General features: G+C 48.5%; 26 protein-coding genes. 2 read left to right on the plus strand and 24 right to left on the minus strand.

The window, feature by feature from the left end:
* Window positions 1–212: 212 nt before the first annotated feature.
* The 22 genes from DC345_RS10810 to DC345_RS10910 all read right to left on the minus strand — a co-directional run bounded on the left by DC345_RS10810 (window position 213) and on the right by DC345_RS10910 (window position 21,973).
* The gene (locus DC345_RS10810) at window positions 213–1,619 is read right to left on the minus strand and encodes an MATE family efflux transporter (RefSeq protein WP_113053089.1); all 1,407 of its coding nucleotides are present in this window, start codon (window positions 1,617–1,619) and stop codon (window positions 213–215) included.
* A 305-nt stretch (window positions 1,620–1,924) separates the two neighbouring features.
* Window positions 1,925–2,752 carry a carbohydrate ABC transporter permease gene (locus DC345_RS10815; RefSeq protein WP_376039466.1) on the minus strand — a complete coding sequence of 276 codons (828 nt, stop codon included), beginning with the start codon at window positions 2,750–2,752 and terminating at the stop codon, window positions 1,925–1,927.
* Window positions 2,753–2,842: 90 nt separating this feature from the next.
* Window positions 2,843–3,724: a carbohydrate ABC transporter permease gene (locus tag DC345_RS10820; protein WP_113053090.1), complete on the minus strand. Its 882-nt coding sequence runs from the start codon at window positions 3,722–3,724 to the stop codon at window positions 2,843–2,845.
* 29 nt (window positions 3,725–3,753) lie between these two features.
* Window positions 3,754–5,073 carry an extracellular solute-binding protein gene (locus DC345_RS10825; protein ID WP_113053091.1) on the minus strand — a complete coding sequence of 440 codons (1,320 nt, stop codon included), beginning with the start codon at window positions 5,071–5,073 and terminating at the stop codon, window positions 3,754–3,756.
* Window positions 5,074–5,190: 117 nt separating this feature from the next.
* On the minus strand, window positions 5,191–5,988 hold the full coding sequence (locus tag DC345_RS10830) for a response regulator transcription factor (RefSeq protein WP_113053092.1): 798 nt from the start codon (window positions 5,986–5,988) through the stop codon (window positions 5,191–5,193).
* Window positions 5,957–7,834, minus strand: a complete 1,878-nt coding sequence (locus tag DC345_RS10835; protein WP_309304329.1) for a cache domain-containing sensor histidine kinase — start codon at window positions 7,832–7,834, stop codon at window positions 5,957–5,959. The genes DC345_RS10830 and DC345_RS10835 overlap by 32 nt, the downstream gene beginning before the upstream one ends.
* 195 nt (window positions 7,835–8,029) lie before the next feature.
* Window positions 8,030–8,857 carry a carbohydrate ABC transporter permease gene (locus DC345_RS10840; RefSeq protein ID WP_113053094.1) on the minus strand — a complete coding sequence of 276 codons (828 nt, stop codon included), beginning with the start codon at window positions 8,855–8,857 and terminating at the stop codon, window positions 8,030–8,032.
* Window positions 8,857–9,723 (minus strand): carbohydrate ABC transporter permease, encoded by an 867-nt coding sequence (locus DC345_RS10845; protein ID WP_090903199.1) that lies wholly within the window; start codon window positions 9,721–9,723, stop codon window positions 8,857–8,859. Before DC345_RS10845 ends, DC345_RS10840 begins: the two co-directional genes overlap by 1 nt.
* A 25-nt stretch (window positions 9,724–9,748) precedes the next feature.
* Window positions 9,749–10,954 (minus strand): ABC transporter substrate-binding protein, encoded by a 1,206-nt coding sequence (locus DC345_RS10850; RefSeq protein ID WP_113053351.1) that lies wholly within the window; start codon window positions 10,952–10,954, stop codon window positions 9,749–9,751.
* 300 nt (window positions 10,955–11,254) lie between these two features.
* On the minus strand, window positions 11,255–11,743 hold the full coding sequence (lspA, locus tag DC345_RS10855; RefSeq protein ID WP_113053095.1) for a signal peptidase II: 489 nt from the start codon (window positions 11,741–11,743) through the stop codon (window positions 11,255–11,257).
* A gap of 123 nt (window positions 11,744–11,866) precedes the next feature.
* Window positions 11,867–12,844: a permease prefix domain 1-containing protein gene (locus DC345_RS10860; RefSeq protein ID WP_113053096.1), complete on the minus strand. Its 978-nt coding sequence runs from the start codon at window positions 12,842–12,844 to the stop codon at window positions 11,867–11,869.
* A gap of 6 nt (window positions 12,845–12,850) precedes the next feature.
* Window positions 12,851–13,177: a PadR family transcriptional regulator gene (locus tag DC345_RS10865; protein WP_113053097.1), complete on the minus strand. Its 327-nt coding sequence runs from the start codon at window positions 13,175–13,177 to the stop codon at window positions 12,851–12,853.
* A 210-nt stretch (window positions 13,178–13,387) separates the two neighbouring features.
* Complete coding sequence (locus DC345_RS10870) at window positions 13,388–14,335, minus strand: nucleoside hydrolase (RefSeq protein WP_113053098.1); 948 nt, start codon at window positions 14,333–14,335, stop codon at window positions 13,388–13,390.
* 60 nt (window positions 14,336–14,395) lie between these two features.
* Complete coding sequence (locus DC345_RS10875; protein WP_113053099.1) at window positions 14,396–14,800, minus strand: DUF350 domain-containing protein; 405 nt, start codon at window positions 14,798–14,800, stop codon at window positions 14,396–14,398.
* Entirely contained in the window at window positions 14,797–16,179 is a 1,383-nt protein-coding gene (locus DC345_RS10880) for a glutathionylspermidine synthase family protein (protein WP_113053100.1), read from the minus strand. The genes DC345_RS10875 and DC345_RS10880 overlap by 4 nt, the downstream gene beginning before the upstream one ends.
* A gap of 6 nt (window positions 16,180–16,185) precedes the next feature.
* The gene (locus DC345_RS10885; protein WP_113053101.1) at window positions 16,186–16,473 is read right to left on the minus strand and encodes a hypothetical protein; all 288 of its coding nucleotides are present in this window, start codon (window positions 16,471–16,473) and stop codon (window positions 16,186–16,188) included.
* Window positions 16,473–16,940, minus strand: coding sequence for a hypothetical protein (locus tag DC345_RS10890; RefSeq protein ID WP_113053102.1), 468 nt, complete (start codon window positions 16,938–16,940; stop codon window positions 16,473–16,475). The genes DC345_RS10885 and DC345_RS10890 overlap by 1 nt, the downstream gene beginning before the upstream one ends.
* Window positions 16,941–17,271: 331 nt before the next feature.
* The gene (abc-f, locus tag DC345_RS10895) at window positions 17,272–19,263 is read right to left on the minus strand and encodes a ribosomal protection-like ABC-F family protein (protein WP_113053103.1); all 1,992 of its coding nucleotides are present in this window, start codon (window positions 19,261–19,263) and stop codon (window positions 17,272–17,274) included.
* Window positions 19,264–19,361: 98 nt separating this feature from the next.
* Window positions 19,362–19,523: a hypothetical protein gene (locus tag DC345_RS31705; RefSeq protein ID WP_181586557.1), complete on the minus strand. Its 162-nt coding sequence runs from the start codon at window positions 19,521–19,523 to the stop codon at window positions 19,362–19,364.
* A gap of 111 nt (window positions 19,524–19,634) precedes the next feature.
* Entirely contained in the window at window positions 19,635–19,919 is a 285-nt protein-coding gene (locus DC345_RS10900) for a YesK family protein (protein ID WP_113053104.1), read from the minus strand.
* Window positions 19,920–19,972: 53 nt separating this feature from the next.
* Window positions 19,973–20,971 (minus strand): glycosyltransferase, encoded by a 999-nt coding sequence (locus DC345_RS10905; protein WP_113053105.1) that lies wholly within the window; start codon window positions 20,969–20,971, stop codon window positions 19,973–19,975.
* Between the two features lie 18 nt (window positions 20,972–20,989).
* Window positions 20,990–21,973 (minus strand): phosphotransferase family protein, encoded by a 984-nt coding sequence (locus DC345_RS10910; RefSeq protein ID WP_113053106.1) that lies wholly within the window; start codon window positions 21,971–21,973, stop codon window positions 20,990–20,992.
* A gap of 220 nt (window positions 21,974–22,193) precedes the next feature.
* Between DC345_RS10910 and DC345_RS10915 the strand changes: the two genes are divergently transcribed.
* Both DC345_RS10915 and DC345_RS10920 read left to right on the plus strand, forming a co-directional pair.
* Window positions 22,194–22,790 (plus strand): TetR/AcrR family transcriptional regulator, encoded by a 597-nt coding sequence (locus DC345_RS10915; RefSeq protein WP_113053107.1) that lies wholly within the window; start codon window positions 22,194–22,196, stop codon window positions 22,788–22,790.
* A 195-nt stretch (window positions 22,791–22,985) separates the two neighbouring features.
* Window positions 22,986–23,567 (plus strand): NAD(P)H-dependent oxidoreductase, encoded by a 582-nt coding sequence (locus DC345_RS10920; RefSeq protein WP_113053108.1) that lies wholly within the window; start codon window positions 22,986–22,988, stop codon window positions 23,565–23,567.
* Window positions 23,568–23,672: 105 nt separating this feature from the next.
* Here DC345_RS10920 and DC345_RS10925 read toward each other — a convergent pair whose 3' ends face one another.
* Window positions 23,673–24,617 carry a glycoside hydrolase family 113 gene (locus DC345_RS10925; RefSeq protein WP_113053352.1) on the minus strand — a complete coding sequence of 315 codons (945 nt, stop codon included), beginning with the start codon at window positions 24,615–24,617 and terminating at the stop codon, window positions 23,673–23,675.
* 241 nt (window positions 24,618–24,858) lie between these two features.
* A complete protein-coding gene (locus DC345_RS10930; protein WP_113053109.1) occupies window positions 24,859–25,896 on the minus strand; it encodes a glycoside hydrolase family 130 protein in 1,038 nt (345 codons plus the stop codon).
* Window positions 25,897–25,919: the final 23 nt, after the last annotated feature.

Here is a 25,919-nt window from a genome sequence, read left to right on the forward strand (position 1 = left end):
CTTGGACTTCGCTTCACTTTTTTTATACCCCAAACACAACAAAAAGAGCCAACCCGTGATTGGATTGGCCATAATAACAACAAAAGAGCCAATCATCAGGAGGAATGTTCCATCCCATGATTGGCTCTTCTTTAATAAGACTAACGGCTCCAAGTGCGGCGCCTTTTTATTTCTATACCCCGCTCATATCGAAATTACATTTCAAAACATCATCATACTGCCGGTACCGGTTGAACCCCAACTTCCTCTTCATGATCCAACAGATCATGTTTCTCCCAAGCCCGGCTCTTCCAGCGGAAATACATAATGACAGCGCGTGTCCACTCGTCTGCGGCAATCGCAAGCCAGACACCGGCGAGCCCCATGTGAAGCTTGAACACCAGCAGGTAGCCCAGTGGCAGACTCATGCAGACCATGGAGATCAGTCCCATATATACCGGAAACTTCGCATCCCCTGCGGCACGGAGGGAACCGATAATCACAATATTGCAGGTTCGCCCGGTCTCCAGCAGAAGACTGAGCAGGATGACCTGTGCACCAAGTTTTATAATTTCCGGATTATCTGTGAAGACGCTCATCAGTGGAACACGGAAGAGAATAATAATTACATCGATCACAATCGTGGCGAGCAAAGCCCATTTCACACTGTCGAATACACGTTTGTATGCATCGTTCTTGCGCCTTGCGCCGACCAGTCGGCCAACAATAATGGAAGTCCCCATTCCGATAGCCATACTGAAAAGATAGATGTAGCTTGATATGTTACCCGCATATTGCCGGGTTGCCATCGCTTCAGCACCCAGATAGGTCACGTACAGTGTGAAGACGAGCTGGCAGGACTGATATACAACGGATTCCAGCGCAGAGGGAATACCAATTCGCAAGATTTTGCTGATAAACTTCTTCGAAAGGTTGATGTAATAGCTAAGCTCCACTCTTACATCCATAACCCGATAGAGCAACCAGAAGAAAATAATCAAGCAGATCAGACGGCTTCCGACCGTTGAGATCGCTGCCCCTTCTACACCAAGCTTTGGCAAGCCGAAATGGCCAAAAATAAGGGCGTAGTTACCAACGACGTGAATTACGTTCATCAGAACAGAAACATACATCGTCTCTTTGGTGTAACCGTGAGTACGAATTGTCGCAGCCAGCGCGTTAATCAGCGCCTGAAGGAAGATCCCTCCTCCGACAATACTTATATAAGAACGGGCAAAATCGTATATTTCACCTTGAATATGAAGCAGTGTAAGCAAATGTCCTCCGAACAGAAGAAAGCTTCCGCTCAGGATTAGCCCGACAATCAGATTAAGTGTGATCGCATTACCTGTGACCTGTGCCGCCTCATTCAACTTCTTAGAACCAATATATTGTGCCACCACGATAGCAGCGCCATGCCCAATGACTTCCAGTACAAGAATCGCTATGGAAATAATCTGGTTGGCTGCTCCGACTCCGGATACTGCATTATCGGACACCGAACTGAGCATGAATGTATCCACGCTCCCCATCAACATAAACAAGAAGAGTTCCAGGAAAATAGGCCATGTTAGCCGAATCAGATTTAGATCCTTGGCATCCGAACGCAGGGACTCTTTGGTTGAGGATATTGCTGTCATTTTCTCACCTTTCCCGTGTGGGCTTTAATTCTTAGGGTATGTTAGCACAGGTAGTTTGAAAATGCAGTAGTTTTGCGAAAAAAATTGAAAGTTTTTTGAAATTCCAATAATAGGTATTTTCAGTTCTTTCATTTAGTTTGCTTTATAGAGAATAACTACATTGATATAGTCGTTCTAAATACACGTTCTCAGGAGATAAACGAAGTTCGGGGCGATGAGCAAAAACCCTCACACATCCCTTTTGGATCGGGATGTGTAAGGGTCCAAGGTTTAAGTTTGCATTTAATCACATGGAAAACATGGGTTTAACCTTTTACCGATCCGGCAGCGATGCCTTCCACAATTCGATTGCTCAAAACAAGGAAAGCGATCAGGATCGGCAGAATACTAATCATCAGTGTCGCACCGATCGCTCCCCAATCCGTTGTGTACTGTCCAATAAAATTCTGCACCCCAACGGTCAGCGTCTTGTACGCATCTGTGCTGATAAACGTATTCACGAAGATGAATTCATTCCAGTCATATATCATGTTGATAATCGCTGTCGTGGCGATCACCGAAGCTGTCATCGGCAGGACGATACGGAAGAAAATCCGATGGACAGAGCAGCCGTCCATTACCGCCGCTTCCTCCACTTCCCGCGGAAGGGCGTAATAGAAGCCAAGCAGGATCATAATGGTGATTGGCATATTAAACGCGATGTATGACAAAATGACCGACAATGGATGATCCGTAAGATGGAGCTTCAGAAACAGGCTGAACAACGGAATCAGCGTAGAATGCACAGGGATCATCATACCCACCATAAATAATCCAAGCACCAGAGAACGTCCTTTCCAGCGCATGCGGGTTATCGCGAAGGTGACCAGACTCGCGAACAGCACGGTGAACACGACGGACACCACCGTGATCCAGACACTATTGAAGAAATACAAACTGATATTGCCTTCCGTCCACACCTTCACATAGTTCTCCCAACGCGGAGTCGCGGGAAGGGCGAACGGTGCCATATCGAATACTTCCTGATTGTTTTTTAGCGAGAACAGCAGCAGCCAAATCAAGGGCAGAATCTGCAGCAGCGCCACCAGAATCAACAGAATGTAGAGCAGGACATAACCGAGCCTTCTCAGCACTGTCGGTCCCGTGCCTGTTTCCGGATAGGCTGGCAACCGAACCGCGGTATCGGTCTTCACAGGGATGGACCTCCTTTCATTTCACTTCACTCAAGAATACTGAATGGTGTCCTTGGATGCCGTAGCCTTCCGTAGCAGCCAGGTTACGACCAGACAGATCACGAGCAGGAAGAAACCAACGGCACTCCCGTAACCAAAGTCGAATCCACGGAAAGCCTGATGATACATATAGGAAGCCATCACTTCACTGGAGCCATTCGGTCCACCGTCCGTCATCACATAAATGAGGTCAAAGTACTTCAACGAGCCAACGACAGCCAGCACGATCGTCACTTTGATCACTTCCGTGATCAGGGGCAGCTTGATTCGAAAGGCAATCTGCCAAGGGCTTGCTCCATCAATCCGCGCTGCTTCAACCAATGATTCCGGGATATTCTTGAGCGCAGCGTAGTAAATCAGAATATAGAATCCGGCATACTGCCACAAGATCGGTACGAATAGGGCATACAGTACCAGGGATGGCTCCGCCAGCCAGGCTGGCGGATTGGCAATCCCGATTGCTTCCAGAAAGGTGTTCAGCACACCGTTGCTGGGATGGTAAATCTTCAACCATAACTGGGCAATAGCTACGGAAGACAGTAACATCGGAATCAGATATATCTTTCGAAACAGGTTCGCTCCCTTAATTTTGCCTGACAGCACAAGGGCAATCATAAGATAACCGATCAGACTCAGTGCAGAGAACAAGGCCAGCAGAAAGGTATGATATGCACTCTGCCAGAACGTTGCATCATGAAGCAACCTTGCATAATTTTCAAAACCGATAAAGGTCATTGCGCCGATCCCGTCCCACTGCATCAATCCGTAATATCCGGTCAGCACGATCGGGATATAGATCAGTACCAATAACAGCAGCAGTGCGGGAAGCACGTACAACGCAGCGACTAAACGGTTGGACATGACTTTATCCATCACAATATCCTCCCTATGGGCGTTGTACGTTAGTTGCCTTTATCAATCGCTTCCTGATGATTCTTCACAAATTCCTCAGGAGTGACCGCTTTTCCGAACAGTGCCTGGATCATGTCCAGATGGACTTGAGCTGCGGTCGGTTTCATCTGCACGTCGGCGAATAATGTCAGGCTGCTGGCCTGATTCAATTCATTCAGCAGGTCAGTATAAAGCTGCGGCAGTTGTACCTCTGCTGTGTCCACTTTCGTTGCCGGAATGACACCCGCTTCGGTTACAGAGCTTTCGCCCCATTTCTCCACAAAATATTGAACGAATTTCTGAGCTTCATCCTTCACCTTGGAGTTCTGTGCGACGAACAAGCCTACACCCGGGCCGCCGACCCAACTGTTAATATCACTTTTGCCGCCATCCATTGTCGGGAATTTGAAAAATCCGATTTTATCCTTGAACTCCTGCGGTACATCTGGATTGGTGGTATAGTTCGGAAGTTCCCAGGTGCCCATAAGGTACATGGCCGCTTTCTCATTCATAAATTCCGATTTGCCTTCATCATTGGACAAGCCGTTGTAACCTTTGTTAAAGGCATTCATATCCACCAGCTTCTGTACTTCGGCTGCCGCCTGGATCAGGGCAGGATCGTCAAACTTGCCTGTGCCATTGATGGCCTTCTCCAATGCATCCCCGCCCAAGCGATTAGCCAGGTACATATACCAGAGAGATCCGGTCCAGCGATCCTTGTTGCCTAGAGCGATGGGAACTACACCATTGTCTGTCAGCGTTTTCACAACATTCAGGAATTCATCATATGTGGCCGGGGGTTGCAGATTATATTTAGCAAAAATGTCTTTGTTGTAATAGATCGGAGATATGTTCAGCTCAATCGGGAGCGCATAGGTTTTGCCATCTACGGCATACGCTTCAGTTGTTCCCGCAATGAATTTCCCTTCAAGTGAACCACTCAGAAGGTCGTCCAGCGGAGCAAACAGATTGCCCTTCACGTAAGGCTCCAGAAAACCAGCAGCCCAGGTTACACCTACATCCGGGAGTTCATTGGAAGCGGACAGGATTTTCAGTTTGTTCTTATATTGCTCATTCTCCAGTACTTCCTGTTTGATGGTCACGTTGGGATGATCGGTCTGGTACTGTTTGATGATCTCATTGACCAGCTTATTCTGCTGTGCAGAGCTGCCTGCTGGCCAGAGATGCATAAACTTGAGGGTCACTTTTCCGTCAGAGCCACTACCGCTCGCTTCACCCTCTCCGTCAGAACCTGAATTGCTGCATCCGGATAAAAACACGGCGAGGATAAGTGTCAATGTCAGTAACATGGCTATTGGCTTTTTTCTCATATTCCTAACCCCCTATAATGGTTATTCGGTTGATGTAACCGCTTTAATAAAATTGTAGCATGGGTACATCTCCCCCATAAGACTAGGATGATTTGGAAAAACTCCACTATTTTATGGTTATTTAGTCTCTTTACGTACTGCAATGGAATGACGATATTTGCTTGGGCTGAGCCCTTCCAGGCTTTTAAATACCTTGATAAAATATTTATCCGTCTGGTAGCCGACCTGTTCGGCAATCTCCGAGATGGGCAGGGCCGTCTGTACGAGCATTTCCTTCGCCCGCTGGATACGTGTACGGGTCAGATATTCGCTAAAATTCATTCCTATTTGCTCCTTGAACAGAACGCTAAAATAACTTGAGTTCAAGTGCAGCATATCAGCGATTTCCCGCAAGGTAACATGTTCGCTCAGATGAGCTTCCACATAAGCAACAGCTTCACTGATCTGGGGATTAAGCCTCTGGTCTCCCCGTTCCTTGGCATCCAGCAGTTTGGGGTCAACCAGTTTCTGCATCGTTTGAATACGCCGCTGCTGGTCCCCAAGTTGCAGAGCTTTCTCAACCGTCTGAATCAGCTGTTCCTTCTCAATCGGTTTAAGCAAATAATCTACCACACCCAACTTGATGGCCTGCTGGGCATATTGGAAGTCTGCATGACCTGACATAATCAGAACAACTGGCTTGCTCGGAAACTGCTGCACGGCTTCAACGAGGGACAGACCAGAGAATTCTGGCATGCGAACATCTGTAATTAAAAGGTCTGCCGTCTGTTCACGGAGCCATGCTGCTGCTTCAACTCCACTTGACGCAGTTCGAATTTCGTTACGACCTGCTGACCAACCTTCCAGCGTTTTGCGAATGCCTTCACGTGTACGCGGCTCATCATCAACGATTAGAATCGTTCTGCCATGAATCATATGCACCCTCCGTATCCTTTGGAATCTCAAAGCGAATGACAGTCCCTTCACCGACCTTGCTCGTAATGGTAAGTCTGCACAATTCGCCAAGCTGACTGCCAAAATAAAGCTTCAACCTGCGATGCACGTTAATCAGCCCCACGCCTGTTCCCTTGTCGGAAACAGCAGGTCCACCATTCAATGCCCGAACAACGGATTGAAGCCGGGAATCATCCATGCCAGGTCCATCATCCCGAACCTCGATGTGGACCAGATCCTCCTGTGCGGAAGCATCTACAAGGATGCTTACCTTTCCCGGTTCAATTTTGCTCTCTATCCCGTGAAGAATAGCATTCTCCACTAAGGGCTGTATGAGCAATTTGGGAATCCTCACGGTGCGCATCGCATCACTCAGTCTAATCTCCCATTGCAGCCTTTCTCCCAGCCTCATCTCCATAATTTGAAGATAACGCTCCGCGTGCTCCAGTTCATCGGCCATAGTAACCCATTCATCCTGATTGGGACTGGAGATGATGTAGCGAAATAGGCGGGACATCGCCACAACCATACGCGCCATTTCCTCGTCTCCTTTGTCATCAAGTGACCAATAGAACGCCTCCAGCGTGTTAAACAGAAAATGAGGATTGATCTGCGACTGCAGAGCTTTCAGTTCTGTTCTTGACTGCATGATTTCCTTCTCGTAGATCTCCTGGGTCAACTCATTCAACCGATAAACCATCTGATTGTATACTTCATTGAGCCTGTGAATCTCCATCGTTGAGCTGAACATAATATTGGGCTTCATCGCTCCCGGACGTGCACTGCGCATGGCCCTCATCAGTCGGGTGATGGGACGTGTGATCATGGTGGACAAGAGAAAAGACATAATGAGGAACAGCACGACGCCAAACAAACCGGAAATAAGCAGTGCCGTCCGAAGAATGGACACGCCCTCCGTCGTCTCGCTCACAGGAGTAAGAACCGCGAGCGTCCATCCTGTCATCTCAGAATGCTGTCTGACAACAATATAGGGCTCATCTCGGGTCTGGACTACAGAGCTATCACTGCTCAGGAGTGCCTCCACATCCAGACCAGCCTCCAGATTGGAAGTAACTACACTTCCTGCCGCATCCACCAGCAGAATAGAATCCTCCACACCATCCTCAGCATCCAAGTCATTCAGTTGAAAAAAGCTGCGCTGCATCCGCACTACGACATAACCGCCAGGTTCGAAATCCCGATCCATCAGGCTGATTCGCCGAATAGCCATAATGACTCCGGGATCTTCCGGGTCGGGACCGACCCAGACCAGCCTTCCTTTCTCCGCGTCTGCTTCCGCTATCCAGTTACGTCCGAGCCTTCCATCCAAAGATCGGTCATCCATAGGAAATATTCTGCTATAAGTTGTCGTATAGATTTCCAGACTCTGCACACCACTCATAAAGGACGGATAGCTGCTCACAACCTGCAAGAGCGCTTGACGCTGATTAAACGTAGCCGGTTCCCCACCTTTTTCATTGCTCAATAAACGCTGCACATAAGAATCATCTGCCACTTGAGCTGTCAGTGAGTTAACTTGTGCAATTAAGGCATCCAGTCTGCCATTAGCCTGAACAGCAGTTTGATGAATATGCTTCTCCGCATTGGTCTTCAACAAACCGGATACCCGGTCATAGGCGGCGATTCCCGCAATAAATAACACCACCAACATTACCAGTACAAAACCAACAAAAATCTGATTGCGCAACGAGTTCCATCTGCCCCAATTCAATCGCAAACCCCATTCTCCTCCCCGCATGTAAAAGAAATCGCCACCCGTTTCTCGTGTTGGGTGACGATTAAGTACAAGTATGCCGGAATCCATCATCGCCAATTATTGAAGCGTTTACATTTTTGCTCATCGATCTCATTTACCAATCTTTGTTTAGCGATTAAACTAACGACTAAAAAATAGCACAGATTCCTATCTTTATCAATCATTTAAATACAGGAACGCTTTACAGAACAAAAGCTAATGAAAACCAAAAAAAGGACGAACTCCTTGAGTCCGCCCTTTTCTTCACTATTTCACTGAACCTTGCGTTACACCGTTGATAATCCATTTCTGTGCAAACAGATAAATGATGATCATCGGCAGCAACGCCAGCAGGTACGATGCAAACGCCAGGTTGAAGTCAGTATTGAATTGACCCTGGAATACATACTGTACCAGCGGTAGCGTATATTGTGCCGGATCACTAATAATAATGAGTGGCAGCAGGAAGTCATTGTAAGTAGACAGACAAGTTAGAATACCAACTGTGGCACTGATCGGTGCCATCAACGGGAAAATGATTTTCCAGAACGTGCCCCAAGTTGTTGCTCCATCTACAAAGGCTGCTTCCTCCAGCGCTACCGGAATGGAGCGAATGTAACCTACATAAACAAATACGTTAAAGGCGAGACCATACACCGTATGCAGCAGGATAAGACCCACCAAATTGGTCATTTCCAGCGATGCAGTCAGCTTAACAATCGGTAGCATGATGATTGGAAACGGAATGAACATCGCGCTGACAAAGTAGTAGTACAGCCCTTTGAAAAACTTCCGTTTCTCCATATTCCGGGCAATCGCGTAAGCAACCATAGAGTTACTGAGCAAGGTCAGGATGACTGTTGATGCAGTGACAATGGCACTGTTACGGAATGATTGGAAGAAGTTGGTCATGTCTATTGCACTCGCAAAGTTTTCCCAGTGAAGTGTTGTCGGAATAGCAAATACGGATTGGGCCATTTGCTCCGGATTTTTCAATGCAATCGTAACCGTCATATATAAAGGGAACAGAATGAACAAGGTACCCAGAACAATCAACAACATAACAGGCCAGTTGGTACGTAAACGGCTTCTCATTACAGATCCGTCTCCCTTCTTTGCAGGAACCGGATTTGCAGAATCGAAATCACCGCGATAACGATGAAATAGATAACCGAGTTCGCAGATTGATATGCATATTCGCCGCCTTCAAATCCACCCGTATAGATCAGATGGGAGATGGACTGTGTTGCCCGTCCCGGTCCACCATTGGTCAAGGCTACGATCTGGTCAAAGACCATCAGTGAGTTTTTCATCGCCAGCACCATATTAATCGTGAAGAACGGAGCAATGAGTGGAAACGTAATGCTCCAGAATTCACGCCATTTGCCGGCGCCGTCCAGATTCGATGCTTCATACAATGTCGTAGGGATCGTCTGCAATCCCGCCAAATACAGAATCGTATTCAACGCGACTGATTGCCATACCGCGACAATCACGATCCCAATCCACGCGAGGCTTTCGCTACCCAGAATGTTCGTCGATAGGGCGTTGATCCCCAGGTTTTGCCCCCAGATTGGGAATACGTTGGAGAACAGGTAGTTAAATATGTAACCTACGATCAATACACTCAGGATATTCGGGAGAAAGTAGATGCCCCGGAAAAAGTTACGGAACTTGATCTTGGCATTCAGCCCGAGTGCAATGAGCAGGCTCAGAATATTCGTCAGGATCGTTACAACGATCGCAAACTTGAAGGTGAACCAGTAGGCGTTGCCTACATTATCATCCTGAAACAGATTGAAATAGTTTTTGAATCCAACAAAGTCATAACCTTTACCGAATCCGTTGTAGTTCGTAAATGAATAATAGATCCCCTGAAGGGCCGGCAGCGTCATAAACACGAAGAACAATACTACCGCCGGAACCGTCATCCAGTAATAAGGCGCGATGCGCTTGTTCATACTCCATCCTCCTTTGGACAAGGCGTTATCGCCGATTCGCTACCTTGTCCCATTCTTTGTCGAGTGTATCCAGATAGTTGTCGATGTTCTTGTTCTGCAAAAAGGACTGTACGATGGAATTCAGCTGCACCGCAGCCGGAATATAGTGATCGGCGAAGTCGATAACCTTGCCCTGCTCAATGTAAGGTGTCAGTTCCTGTACAGCAGGATCATCTTGTTTTACACCTTCCACCGCAGAGAACAGCGTCTGTTCCTCAATGTATTTACCTATATTTTCAGGTTCCAGCAGAAACGCAATGAACTGCTCGGCCTGCTCCTTGTTCGGTGTATCCGCTGCAATGGTAAACAGGGAGTCGATTCCGTTCACCAGCTTGATCTTGCTCGGATCATTGCCTGTCGGGAATGGGAAGAAACCAATGTCCACATTCGGGTTCGCTTTGCGAATTTCGGAGATCGCCCAGGTACCCTGGATGTACATGTAAGCTTCGCCATTGGCAAAGGCACGGTTACCGTCCGAATACGCTTTACCGAAGTTGTCGCCGTGACCGTAATTCATCAGCTCCAACTGCTTCTCCGCAACCTCACGGTATTTCTCCTTGAAGGTCACTTTGTTCTCGCGACGCTCCAGATAAAAATCAATACCAACCAAGTTAGGTCCGAGTGCATTGAACGGCAGATTCGTCTGCCAGTCATCCTTGTATGTGAAATAAAACGGAATTTTACCCGCATCCTTAATTTTTTTGGCTGTAGCAATCAGCTCGTCCCAGGTCTTGGGTACGTCCAGACCCATTTCTTTAAATAACGTTTTGTTGTACATGATGCCGTTTGCATTTGTTGCGTAAGGAACACCTGTCACTTCATCCATGCCCGTGACATCCTTCAGCATCTTTATGTAGTTGGGATCGATCGTTTTTAACAGTGGACTGTCTGTCAGATCGGCGAAAATATCACTCTGTGCAAGAATGGAATAGGTATCGGTTGCCCCCATCGCCATAATGTCTGGCACATCGTTCTTCACCACACGTGTCTTCAGCACCGTCTCCGCGTCAGGTGGATTCACCTGAGTGACCTGAATATCGGAGTGTTTGGCGTTGAATGTTTTGATTAATTCGTCAAAGGTTCCTTTGGCTTCGGGTTTATTCTGAAAAAATTCAACCTGCACCTTGCCATTGGCATTATTGCCACTGGTGCAGGAAGACAGAAGTACAGCCGTTATTCCACAAAGCAGCATTAACCCGAGTGCCTTGGTAAGCGATCTTCTCATGTTGTACCTCCCTCAGCTTATATACGTAAAGATTTACCCATTAAATTAGTGAAGTAACCACGTGGTTAATCCTTCCACCGTTTTATACTTAGAGCGTTGACTATAATGTGTCCTATTATTCCTAAAACGGTTTCGATAAAATTGAAACACTCACACTGAGTGCGAGTCCGCTCATCGACATAACAAAAAAAAGACATCGGAATATATCCAATGTCCCTCATGTATACAGTTACGGTTGCTTACATCAAAGCTGTTATTAACGCTTTATCAACGCTCTATTTTCGGCAAAGCATTACGTAAACGCTTGGTTCGGTAACTGCGAAATGCACGGATCAGCATGCCGATGACCAGCATAACCACACCAACATTTATCGCTACATCCGCCAAATTGAGAATACCACGTCCCGACGGAAATACGAGAAAATCCGTTACGCGCGCGTAGATAAAACGATCGATTGCATTACCCAAGGCACCCCCGACCATGAAACCGGCACCTGCCTGCATCCAGAAACCGCGAATTTCACCTTTTCTCCGATAATACATCATGCCCGCCACGAACAGAATGGCGACCACACCGAACAGACGCGCATTCCCTTGAAATAGGCTGCCTGCCATTCCGCTGTTCTCATAATGCTGCAATTGCATGCCCGAATCGCCAAGTCTCATGGTGTCGCCAACTTCCATATACATCCTCACCGCCATCTTGGTTCCCTGATCAACCAAGGTAACCAGCAGTGCTACAAAATAAAATAACATGTTCCACTCCTCCTGCCGGACGCTCCAAAGTTAAACTAAAGGGTCTCTGCTGTAACATTTCCTTCACTTTAACACACCCAAAGCGCAGTCACCAAGTGGGTAGAGCACGCGCTTGGCACATACTCAGGAGTGATTCTTCCGCTTTAATATATGATAGGTATTGCTGAACATACCGAATAGCACACCTGTAATTGGGAATATGGCCCAATTAACGTCCCATCGCTGGTATACAAAGCCCGTGAACAGAAACAGCGCCGTAGCCAAAGGCCATACGATAGCCCCCACTGCTCCTACCATTCTTTGCTGCTCCTTCTTATCAGCACTAAAGTGTGGCTCCTCCAGCAATTTCGTGTAAGCCCCCTGGATATTGCCGTAATAAATGAATAGGAACACGCCTACCGCTGCCATTAACATAAAGAGAGAGACACCGTAAGATGCGTAGTCATCGTTAATATATGCACCCGCGAAAATAAAAACGGGTGACAGCACGCACAGGCCGACGCCCGTAATGATTGAAACGCGGTACGTCAGCGCGAAATGGGCCTGACTGCGTTGAAGTGACATCTTGAGCGCATAAGGCAACTGAAATCCCTTCTCCATATACTTGAAACGATCAAGCTTCATCCCGCTGTGAATAAACATGCCGACTGCAAAGGCGATGAGTACAAACATCCCGATGAGCCCCAGCAGGCTGCCCGTTTCCATCGACCCTGTCATGGACTTGATATTGTTCTGTTCAAAAAATGTATCAAGGAATATCAGGAAGGCCACCCCGGATGCACAAAGAAAAACACCAAGTCCTGTCCACAGACCCACACTGCGTTTAACAGCAGCATAATCGTGAGCCTCTTCCTCCGTCAGCACAGGTACTGCTTCCTCGATCCCGGCTGGTTGAATACCGAGCTCAGCTGTTAACTCCTCGATATTGCCAAATTCCGAAATCACAATACCGATTGCCTCATTCTCCGACTTGCCTTCCCGCTTCAATTCCAAGTATTTATCTTCCATTCCCGAGAGAAGCTCCTGTTTCAAATGCTCCACCTCGGAGGTCTTCGGCAGACCAGCGAACATGTTTTCCAGATACACCATAATCGTCTCCATGCTCCGTCACCACTCCCTGATAAATAGATTCACAACCTCCTGCGTAACCTTCCATTCCTCACATTTTTCCTTGTAATAATCGAGGCCGGGCGGCGTGATCCGGTAATACGTACGCCGCTTCCCGAGACTCTCATCCCGGTAAAATGATTCAATGTACCCGTTCTTCTCCAATCGGGTGAAGGCAGAGTATAGTGTCGTCTCTTTCATCACATACTTCTCATCTGTCAGCTGCCTGATGTTTTTGGAAATCTCGTATCCGTACGACTCCCCTTCCAGCAGCATATAGAGAATTAGCGTATCGTTGTAGCCGCGTATAACGTCACTGCTGATCACAAAAGATAATCCTCCTCCGTTACTTCATCTGTCGTAGTAGTTGAAGTATATCACAGTTTACTACGACAGGTGAAGTAGTCGGACTTAAAATAGGCAAAAAAAATCCGTGCCTGGAATAGGTACGGATCGTTTTACTGAGCTTTGACTTTAATGAATACTTACGTACAAGACTTGCAGAGCTAATGCGATGCTCGGGCACATCTCTTGGAATTATTGTATAGCAGAGAGCACATCCAGCAGCATGGATTTGAATCTCGGACGGTCAATGGCCTCACAGACGCGTACATTTGGCTCTTTGCCGAAACGTCCATTGATATCCACAACGCTATATCCGCGTGTTAACTCGCCTGCCGCTTCTACATCCACATAATACTGACCGGATTTGGTCATGAGCGACTCATCTGCGGCAACAGCCATCAGCAACGTATCCGGATGAGTTGTGCCATTCAGTTTATGTACCGATTTGTTGAACTGCATAACCACTTTATTGATGGCTGTGAAGAAATCGGCACCCGATGTACCCAGCGCAGCAATTTCAGCGTGATCATCATCATCCATAACAGAATATTGAGTACACATCTCCCAACCAACCATAGTGGTCGGAATGCCTGCGTGCAATACAATTTTGGCTGCTTCCGGATCTACATAGAAGTTATACTCCGCGGCTGGTGTGATATTACCCAGTGCATTATTCGTTCCACCCATGATGTAGAGGTGAGCAATCTCCGGAATAATGGTTGGGTCCTTCTGGATTGCCATCGCAATGTTGGTCAGGGGTGCAATGGCCAGAAGCGAGATTTCGCCCGGATGTGCGTGTACCTTCTCAATGATAAAATCAACCGCATGCCCTGCCTCTGGACGCTGGTCCGCTTTCGGGAAATGGGCTCCGCCCATACCGTCATCGCCATGTACGTCTTCCACCGTGCGGTGCTGGGCCTTGCCATAGGCCATCAATGGGCGTTCGCAGCCTTTGTACACAGGCACCTTGCCGCCATGTCCAGCAACCTGTACCGTGTACAGGGCATTTTCAACCTCCTGGTCAAACTGTACGTTCCCGCCTGTAATCGTAATGCCCTCCACCTGGAAATGGTGCAGTGCCGTCAGGATCGCAATCGTATCGTCTCCTGCTGTATCAGTATCGATGATGACTTTTCTCATGATGCCGCGCTCCTTCTTCGTTGAATTGATATTCATTCCAAATAAACACTAGGGTTTATTTTACATCAAAAACGTACCGATGACGATGGAAACGCCGATGATAATGGAACGCAGCAGCTGTGCTACAGCCATATTGCCTCGTGCGATCTCGTCACATACCCGCATCTTGGGGATAAGGAAGTCAAATATAATATAGACCAGACATAAAATAATGATTCCCAGCGCTGACCAGAGCAGCATATCCAGCCATGAATGCGTGGAGAAGGACACCATGCCCACAATGATACACAGGCCCAACAATTTGCTGCCCATATACATGCCTGCCGCCTCGTTGCCTTTCGCAATTTCCTCGCTATCGTTATACCGGGTCAATTGGCTAAAAGCGAAATACCCACATACCAATACGACCAGCAAAATGCCTACACCTACCGCTACATTCAGCAGGTTTAATCCCAAATTGTTCATTCCTTCTCCTCCTCTTCATCCATCCGTTCATTGACCACAGCCGCACAATAATAGGCCATATCTCCGGTTACCTTCTCCCCGATCCGGGGCAGCACACCGGCAAAACGTCCACCGATGACAAACACCCCTGTAAGCAAATAACCGCTGTATTCGCCATCCTCTGTCTGAATCACGGCCTGTTCCATAGGTACCAGCTGCTGATATATTTTAGGCTGATTATGATAATAGGCTGCGATCTGCTCATCTTCTTGCTGTTCAGCTATTGTGTTGGAGTTCGTAGGGGCGTGCAGCTGATGAGAAGCAGCCGTTTGGCCCCCATGATGATCCGACTCCTCACCCAGCAGCGATGTGCCTCTCCCTTCGCGGCCCCAATAGCTTTTGGCCACGTAAGGCATTGCGCTCCATTCGAATGGCCCGGCTTCGAAATAAGTTGGTAGCAGATACCGTGAAATGGAAGCTAACTCCGCATCATTAAACAGCCGAAATCCGCAATATTCCGGGGTTTGTTCATTACGTTCATAGAGTGACCAGATCGCCGCCATGAAGCCCTTGCTCTGCATCAGTACATGCTGTGCAGGATTCATCAGGCCCAGACGGCCATCCTGAACCAATTCAAGCAGCGCTGCGCCGATGTCCACGCCGGTCGTTTCATCTCGATCATCGATTAGATATTCCAGGGGGTAGAGGCGGTACAACAGGTTGATCTCGCGTCCTTCATGGTAGAGCGCCTCCCCTGGAATAATCTCCAGCTCCTCCAGTGGAGCGTAGAACGTTTCATACCCCGCCTCCTGGCACAGCTTCATCAGATACTCCGTATTGGTCCGATCCTCCACATGCTCCCCAAATGAAGTAAAAGTCACCGGGCCCAGCAAACCCTGCTGTGCGTAAGCATTCAGCCAGCGGCGAAAGCATTCCCGGATACATTCATCCATTCCTTTGGATGGAGCATGGAACAATGTTTTTTCAGCCATCTCCACCAAAATACCTTCCAATGCAGCTACTTCAGGTATGCCGGTTGGGGTATCGGTGTTATTTTCAATACATTTAGGCCCGGCTTCTCCAATAATCCAGTCCTGCCGAGTGATCCCGCCTGTCACCATCTCCATACGCGCCGCCGGAATCAGGCCGGGATGAATGCCCAACTGCTGCTCCAGAAATGAGTCGGGCATGTATTGCTGAATAAAACGCATCACCTTACAGTAGATTCCGTCTACAGCCTCAACTGCTGTCCCCAATTCCTGTATCTCCACAGGGGAATAAACCGTCAACGCAGGCACGCAATATTGCTTGCCATACATGCGATGGTAAGGAACCTGCTGCCCCGTTTTGCCCCTGAAAACTTCTTCATGACTGAATGGCAGTTGGTATATATGCCTCATCAGGTTCTAACCTCCCGAACTGTGGAAGAAGCTTCCAAATCCGCTCGATTTTGAACTGGACTTGCTGTAGGAGCCGCTGTCCTTATTGCTCCGATAGGACGATCCGCCACCGTAGTAATAGTGTCCACTGCTGGAGTCATATTCGCATCCGGTATCGTATTCCGGGTCACACTCGTCGCTATTGCTGCTACAACCGGATAATACAGCTGGAACCGCAAGCATTAGCGAGAAGGCAACCAGCTTGGCGCGTGATCCGGGTTTGGGATTGGAATTGGAATTGGGATTTTCGGCCATTACAGATCCACCTCCTTCATCAAAAACAACACTTTCTTGCGATCCGCATCCAGCACGGAATACACAAATTCATAGGTCTTACTGCCCCGGACCATGTAATGGTCCAGCAGTTGCTCGGCAAGCTCCATCGTGTACGTGGAGGATTCTGCCAAGTCCAATTCCTGAAATGAACTCCCATTCCAAAGCATATATTCCGCACTATACATGGAGGACATTTTACACATTGCCAGTGCAGCGTCCGCAATCGCTGTACCGTATTCTGCAGGTTTTTGATTGTCATACTCGGTCACGTAAACTGCATGCTCCCGACGATCCTCGCATTCATTGGACAGATGCGCCCAGAGCTTATTTTTCATCAGGGTTGCATCGACCAGTTTGCGCATGAACAGCTCATCGCGAGTAACCGATACCTGCTCCAGTACCCCCGTCTCCACCTGTCGGTCATCCGACCAGTTCCGATAAGTCAATGAATAATAAATAACGATAACCTGCCTTTCTGTGAGCTCTAAGAGGAGCCGTTTCCATACACACAAACGTATTAAACGCATGAGAAGGAAAAAAGTTACACTATTCCCGATGACATGTAAAAAAGAACAGGGCTATCAATCTCGTTCACAGAGTACGGGCCGGATACTTGAATCCGTCAAAGCATTGCTAGTCGTCCCCGAAACGCAAAAAAACTGTCCCAAAGCCAATGCATGACTTATGAGACAGCCTCCTTGCTTGTTCAAGCTGCTGCTAGCTTCTTTAGAAATTGATATTTCTGTTGCCAATGCCCTTCCAACTTACACGTATGGCTTATAATTCGGCCCACTGGGCGAGCAGTTCATTGTACTCCGCCGACAATCGCTCTCGCTCGTTCCACATCTGTTCCAAAGCAGGCGGATCATTCGCCACCGTTTCTAGCTGTTGATCCAGTTCCCGGAGCCGGGTTTCCAAGTGTGCCATGACCTGCTCCAGCTTCTCCGCAGTACGCTCACTGTCACGACTCTTTCCAGTATTGCCAGACTGGAAAATGGATGAGTTGTTCAGCTTGCCTGATCCCGCTGTAGCCGCAGTCCCGTGAGAAGAACCCCCTGCCCCTCTCCCAACGGCAGTACCTCGTGGTGACGTCTTCGCTCCTGCTATATGCTGATTTGCCGCGGCTGCGCGGGCTTGCAAATCCAGCTTCTTCTCGCGATAGGCTTCATAGTCCCCCAGATAAGCGGTCATCCGCCCATTCTCCAGTTCCCACACGCGGGAAGCGAGTCGATTGACGAAGTAACGGTCATGCGAGATGGCAAGCACCGTTCCTTCGAAATCAACCAGGGATTCTTCGAGCGCTTCCCTTGAAGCGATATCCAGATGGTTGGTTGGTTCATCCAGCAAAAGCACATTCGGCTTGCGCTGAACCAGCAGAGCCAGCCTTAGCCGCGTCCATTCCCCACCAGACAACTGTCCTACCGAGCGAAATACATCTGTTCCATAGAATAGATAACGAGCCAAAATGCCGCGTGCCTCTCCTTCTTCCACGCCCGCTTCCAGACGGAAGTACTCCAACACATTCAGTTTCGGATTGGAAGGCTCCTCCTGTTGAGCCAGATAACCAACATCTACACGTGCACCCCACTCCAGGTTACCTGCACTTGGTTTTTCCTCGCCCAACAGCAGCTTGAACAACGTTGTTTTGCCTGAACCATTGCGTCCAATAAGAGCAATTTTGTCGCCATATTCGAGTAATCCCGATACACCGCGCAGAATCTGACGTTCTCCATAAGCCTTTTCAACCTGTTCCATAACGGCCACACGTTTTCCCGTACGGTCCGTAGGACGAACATCGAAGTCGGCGTTACGGCGCTCCAATACCGGGCGCTTCACCTGTTCCATCCGTTCGATTGCTTTACGCATCGAAGCCGCGCGACGGAAGAACTTTTCATTCCCCCCGACTCGGCCCCATTCTTCCAGTTGGCGGATCGTTTCTTTCATTTTTTTGATCACCTTCTGCTGCTCCTTGAACTCCTCGAATTGCTGCAGCAGTCGTTGTTCCTTCACTTTCATATATTCCGTATAACCACCGGCTGACGTCTGTGCTTCTCCATCCTCCAGCTCTAATGTCCGGGATGCTACACGGTCCAAAAAGTAGCGATCATGTGAGATCAGGATAATCGTACCTGTGTACTCACGCAAAAACCCTTCCAGCCATTCCACCCGCTCCAGATCAAGATGGTTGGTGGGCTCATCCAGCAATAACAGATCAGGTTTTACAATCAGCTGTGAAGCCAACACAACCCGGGTCTGTTCACCACCAGACAACGAACCAAACCGCCATCCGTAATGCTCCTTCGCAATATCCAGACCGTCCGCCACCTGATCGATCCGGGCATCCATTTCATATCCACCCTCGCGCTCAAACTGGTCCTGCAAGCCCGCGTACCGCTTCAACAGTCGCTCCAATTGGTTCGGATCGGATGCACAGTCCGGATCGGACATCTGCTGCTCCATTTCCTTCATTTGACTCCTGCACGCCATAAGCTCCCTGAATCCAAGACTCAGCACATCCAGCACTGTGTAATCGTCCATTCCTTCCGGCACCTGAGCGACGTAACCGATACGTGTATCCTTCTTGATCATCAATTGTCCTTCATCCGGCTGGCTCAGTCGTGCCAACAGACGCATCAATGTCGTTTTACCGCTTCCGTTGCGGCCGATCAGGGCGACCTTGTCGCCTTCCATAATTTCAAATGTAATGCCGTCCAGCACCAGATGTGCTCCATGGTATTGGGTCAGTTGTTGTGTGCTAATAATCATCATAATAAGGTTCCTCCTATGGATTGGAAGATCCTGACCGCAACACAAAAAGAGCCGCAGGAGGTTAGCTCCGCGGCCCTTCAGAATTCAAGCAGTATCGCTTATCGTCCGAATGAGGTCAAGGCAGGCATCTTCTCGCAAATGTTAACTTCCGTATATTCAAAATTGGACAGACTTCTCCCGTTGGTCAGAAAAGTATGAACAATGCCAGCCATAGCAATCGGCAGCTGGCTAATACGGTTGTTAGGCATTTCGTGATTCACCTGTCTTCACCTCCCTTGTCATAATTAATGTCAATATATCACAGACGAATGCATTCCTGCAACCGTCCGATCGTCCAATTTACTCTTACTTTACAGCAGTTTACCCTCCGGTTAATTCCTTCTCCGACGCCGAAACACCATATCCGTGACCGCCACCGTAATTAATGTCAACATTCCCGCTGTACCCAGCGATACGCCAAGCAAGGCATAACCGATGCCGTTCCACCCGCCAATATCGATGCTGATCATGATCACAACGGCTCCGCCAAGCAAGGCCACACAGGGCAGTATATATTGAACCCCGGTCATTCGACGTCCCTGCAACCGATAGATGAGCCATTCGATCAGCAACTGCACTGCCCACATGCCAAGTGTCCACAGGATGAGTACTTCCATAAGGTCCTCCTCCTTCTTGCTGAATGGTTAGAGCCTTCATTACAAACCTCTCATTACTTCAACCAGTTTGCAAAGAACTCCCGGTATCCCTCTTTCATGATCGTGCGCGAAAAAGCACCAAACGCATACTCCCGGTTGTCTTCCGATACACTGCGCGGCGCAGCCGCAGCCATGTTCACCAATTCAAACCAGTTATCCTCGTTGCCTGCAAATGCATGCGTGGAACGGATGTGGCCGTAGCAGGCATGCTCCGGCTTCACGACCATTTTGCCCATCGCCATAGCTTCAGTCAGCGGCATAGCAAACGTATCAAAGGCCGAACAGCTCCAATACACCTTGGTTGAGTTCATAAGGGTAAATACTTCATCCTGTGTCAGCGCGAATTGCAATTTTACGTTGTCTGGAATGTTGTATTTCTTCATGCTTTCCTCATAGCGGCGACCGCCGAATACCATGTATACTTCCTTGTCCGGGTTCTGCCTGGCGTATTCCAGCACCAGATCCGGGCGACGATTCGCTTCATCCCGACCGATCCAGAGCACACGATTATGCACAACCTGACTCGGGTCGTAATGGCGATGCGCCAGCTCTTCGTTGAAGCCGATCGGGATGACGTTCACGTCATGTACACCGAAATTGCGGCCCAGTTCTGTTTTCAGAAATTCCGTCTGCACAATTGCTTTATCCACCATCGTATAAAATGGCTTCATCATCTCATACCCTGTCAGCGCCGGGTCGGGAAAGCTGTGCGGGAACAACACACTCTTCGGAAGAAACATCTTCAGGAACGTAAACCCGGATACGGTGTAGATGACATGCTCTATATTTTGGCTATAGATCTGGTCCAATACGATATCATAGTTCACCAGGTCGCCTTTCTCATGCTCATACCCTGGCAACCAGTCATACCCGCTGACATGGCGCTCCGGCGAGATGAACACAATCTCCACGCCCAGCTCCAGCCCAATCTGCTTCAACCGATCCGCAAATACGCGTGGGCCCTGGGCCTCCGTGAATTGAATTTTACGCATTACGAGTCCTACTTTACGCATGTTCTGCACCCCTCATTTCTATTCCCTACAACACTGCTTCATGCACTGTTTCAACGTCATTGTTGTCTCGTGCCACTGGTTCCGCAGCTGTTCCTCGGGCCATACACAGTCTGCACTTCTCAGATCCCCATCAATCAGACGCAGCATCCAGAGCGAGAATACAATGGCATATGCATGGTACCACCTTTTAAAAGAAACCCGGTCAACCTGAACGCTATGGCGCTCCAGCCCGTCCAGATAAACATCAATAATTCGCTCCCGCAACTCAGGCGTAACAGTTCTTGGGAACAGCGGATGCGATAGATCCACCAGATGATACACGTCCCAAAGAGCCGTATTCAGATGCGCATGCTCCCAATCGATAATTACCAGCCTGCCATTCACATCGGCCATGTTGCCGGGATGAAGATCTCCGTGACACAAAACACGAGGTAACTCCTCCTCTGCCGTATGGATTAGCGCTACGATGTTGTGCCAATCCGATGGTGACAGCGAGACCTCCAGCTTGGACAACAAATCAGCAGTGGATTCCTTTTGCCCAAGCAGATCATCCAGTATGTCCCGAATTGGCGGTTTCTGACCCACCCGTGGCAGCTCACCCCAACCAGCAACAGATAACGAGTGCCACCCTGCCATATGTTCAGCAGCAGCCAGCATCGTCTCTTCCCGCGAATCATGCACCAGTTCACCCAGATCCTCATAGATGATCCAGCTCTGTTCCGCGTTAATTTCACGGTCTGATGCAGCAATTAGCGCTGGATATATAGGGGGTAATACTGAGAGCACATGCCTCGACATCCATTGTTCACGTCCATGTTGTGCAGGATTGGTCAGCGGTTTGAAAATATAACTTTCCCCGGTACGAACAGTGAAACGCTCCACATATTTACCATTCATCCCTTTGTAGAGCCGTTGCCTGCTTGTTATATATTGTTCATTCAACGTCCCTTCGGGAGTCACCCAGCGATGCGCCTGCACGTCTTCATTCACGCCATTCACCATCCATTTCGTTCCCCAGACCAGGAGCTGGCGCCGCTGATGTTTGCCTTTGCAGCCCTACTTCTGCCCATGCTCCGTGCCCGCTTATCCGTTATTATTTCTATCCATCATACGTTGCCGTTCACAAGCCTGCAAGCTTTGAGCGAAAGCACTTTCCTAGCATTAAATAAGAGATTTCGAAATGGCAGTTGCAATTTAGTTAGTAATCACTTACTATACAATCATGAAGAACAAACCTCATGTAGACAGCAAAAAGAAAGACATCCTACAAGCGGCGATGCGCTTGTTTGCAACCAAAGGCGTTGACGGCATTTCCGTCAAAGAGATCGGTGACGCCGCCGGAGTAACAGATGCGGCGATTTACAAACATTTTAAAAACAAAGATGCCGTTGCCCTTGAGGCCTTCACCCAATATTGCGCGGACTATACTGCATTAATTGACGGGTATGTTCGCCAGGATGGCCCGGTGCTCGAACGCTTTCGGCAATTGATTACCGAAGTTCTCCACCTGCATGATGAAGACCCATACGGACTGCTGCTGATTTCACAAAATCATGAGATTTTTATTGAAGCTGGAAGCAGCGAGGATTACCGCCAACCGCTGGATGCGTTGATTGATCTAATCGATCAGGGGATTATGCGAGGCGAACTGCCAGATCAGGATTCTCGGCTCACAGCCGTTCTGGTCATTGGTGCCATTACGCGCCTGGCCGTATCCAGTATGCAAGGTGAACTGCCGGAGATGCTTGTTCCATACACCGGGGAAACCGTTCACCGACTTGCGTTGATGTTGGGCCAGGTAACAGCTAAGCTCGGATAAGCCCCGATGGATTGCATCCTCGAATTCGTTCCGATCAGATCAGGCGATGATCATTGGCATAAGTATTCGCCTATATACAAGACCAGCTTCATCCGACTTCAGGATATTCCTGAATGTTTACCAGGTCATTCGTGACCTTTTCTTTTTGCACATGAGGTTAGTGTTCATTAACTAAAATAGTCAGGACGTGTCATCATTATGAAGAAAATATTAATCATCCAAGGCAACCCCGTCTCCCCAAGTTACAATGGCGCAATCGCCGAAGCTTATCGTAAAGGTGCTGTGCAGGCAGGTGCCGAGGTTCGTATGATCACCCTAAACGAGTTGGAATTCAACATGAATTTAGCAGGTGGATACCGCAATAAACTTCCGCTTGAACCCGATTTGCTGGAAGCCCAGGAGGCGATTAAATGGGCAGAGCATCTCGTATGGGTATTTCCGATTTGGTGGGGAGGACCACCAGCTTTGTTCAAAGGATTCATCGACCGCATCTTCATGCCAGGCTATGCCTTCAAGTATCACAAAGGTAAACTTTTCCCGGATCAGCTGCTCAAAGGTCGCACCGCACGCATGATCACCACCATGGACGGGCCGAACTGGTACTACAAATGGTTTCAGGGTGAACCTGCACACAAAATGATGAAGATCTCCACCTTTGCTCTGACAGGCATCAAACCTGTGCGCATAACACCTGTAGATCTCGTGGGCAAACAGTCCGAGGAACAGAGAAAGAAATGGTTGGAGAAAATTGAGCAGCTTGGAGGGAAGATGGGGTAAAAAAATTAAAACTCACCAAAAAAGATACTGCGTGTATAAGCACGGCAGTATCTTTGTCCATAAAGCGCTATTTAAGTGGATGGGATAACTCAACCTCAAGGCAGACTAAGCCTCCACCGCAATACCTTCATAAAATTGACGAATGACCTTCTCTGCTGGTTTACCGTATACTCCGTATCCATCATCGCTCAGAGCATCCTTCTCTTGGTGCAGCAGATGCGCGCTCCAGTCCCACAGACCAAATCCGCGTACCCACTCCCGGTTGCTTGCATGACGGAACATGGCTTCATAGAACTGCTCCTGTTCTTCCACACTGACCGCACCTTCTAACCCCCAGTCATTCGGCACCTGTGCCGATCCACTGCGGCTAGGACAACCCGCTTCTGCGAAGAAAAAAGGTTTGCCGTAGGGTGCAATGACCCGTTCAATCCGATCGAGTTCCGCTTCCCAGTCTCCAATGGGGTAATATCCGCTCGACGAGATGACGTCCACGGCATCCCACCATTTCACATGCCCTTCCTGATACTTGTCGGTGTTGTAGGATACTAGCCCGGAATACACTTCACGCACTCCCGCGATGACCTCGCGCCATTCCTCGCTCCGACGCTCAGACTGCACCATCTCACAACCCACAATAAACATCTCGCATTTTTCACGCTCTGCAATGGCCGCGTAGTGCTTCTGATACGCAGTATAACTGCGGAACCAGTCCTGCCATTTCGGCTCACACGGCACATCAATATCAAAAAAGTTAATATGTGCACGCCATGTGCCATCCGTGCAATTGACGGTTGGTTTCAGAATGACCCGCAGTCCGAGCGTACGGGCATAACGGATCATATCCACCAACTCATCGTCTTCGACCATATGTTTACCTTTATATTTGACCTCTACAGCCTGCGGATGATCCTGATGTGCCGCCAGTGCAAAAATAACATGCGAGCTACCAGTGCGTTCAGCCATCAGGCGCAAGGATTCTTTCGCTTCCGGCTTGCGGAAGTCCTCCCTGCCACTCATCCAGCCAAATGTAAATCCCTTGATGTATTCCATATGCATTATTCCGCAATGCCCCTTTTCACTTAATATAAAATGAATGACCGAATGTATACACGTCCCACTACGATTGCAGGACCATCTCCGATCGCCGTTATCCCCAGATTTTATTGAATCCCTTATGAAGGAAAAAATCCGAGGATAAATGCGAACACTTCGTTTCTTCTTTCTTCAGATCGGTTCTGCACTCTCCGTTATTGTGTAAATTTCAGCTTAATTTAAAATTGTTTCACTTCAATTACAATTTGCCTTCTTCCCGATCTCCGGCGATGATTTCGTCGGTCTCGATGACGTAGTTAACGATGTCCTCAATGGTGGTATAAGCTAATCCAACGTATGTGTCGGCTGCACCATAATAGATGGCGATTCGCCCTGTCTCCGCATCATGCAATGTGGCGCAAGGGAAGATAACATTGTCCACAAAGCCCTGCTCCTCGTACCATTTTTCCGGTGTCAGCACAAAGTTGGAGGAGCGATATTTTACTTTCGATGGTTCATCCAGATCCAGAATGACTGCGCCCATACTATAAACAAAACCATTGCACGTTCCGGTCACGCCGTGATAGAACATTAGCCAGCCTGCGGACGTTTCAATCGGAGCAGGACCGCCGCCAATTTTGACCGATTGCCACCAGCCCTGACCGCCTTTGCTCATGACATGACGATGTTTGCCCCAGTACACCAGATCCGGGCTTTCGCTCAGAAAAATGTCCCCGAACGGTGTATGTCCGCTGTCGCTTGGTCTGGACAACATCACATAGTTATCATTGATTTTGCGTGGAAACAACACGCCATTGCGGTTGAATGGAAGCATTGGATTTTCGAGACGGACAAACGTTTTGAAATCATCTGTTTTGGCCAATCCCAGCGCAGCACCATAGAAATCGGTACACCAGATGATGTAATACGTATCTTCGACTTTAACCAGACGTGGGTCATATGCATAGTTCGGCATGAAAGGATCACCGTTTTCATCCACAAAGGCAATCCGTTCCTCTTCAATATTCCATGCCAGCCCATTCTCACTCGACCCCATGTGCAGGTGCGGACGTCCGTTAATCGTTTCTGCGCGAAATACGCCGATGAATTTCCCTTCATAAGGAACAACTGCACTGTTGAAAATACGGGCAACGCCCTTAACCGGATTACGCGGCACAACCGGATTGGCGGAGTGTCTCCATACCGGCCCCTCGGTCCCTTCCGGTTTATCCTCCCAAGGCATATTCGGCAATGCTTCCCCGACAATGTGTACATTTTTCGTATCCAAAACTGTCATCGTTTCATTTCTCCCTTCGTTTT

Origin of the sequence: Paenibacillus taichungensis (assembly GCF_003287275.1) — a bacterium.
GTDB lineage: Bacteria > Bacillota > Bacilli > Paenibacillales > Paenibacillaceae > Paenibacillus > Paenibacillus taichungensis_A.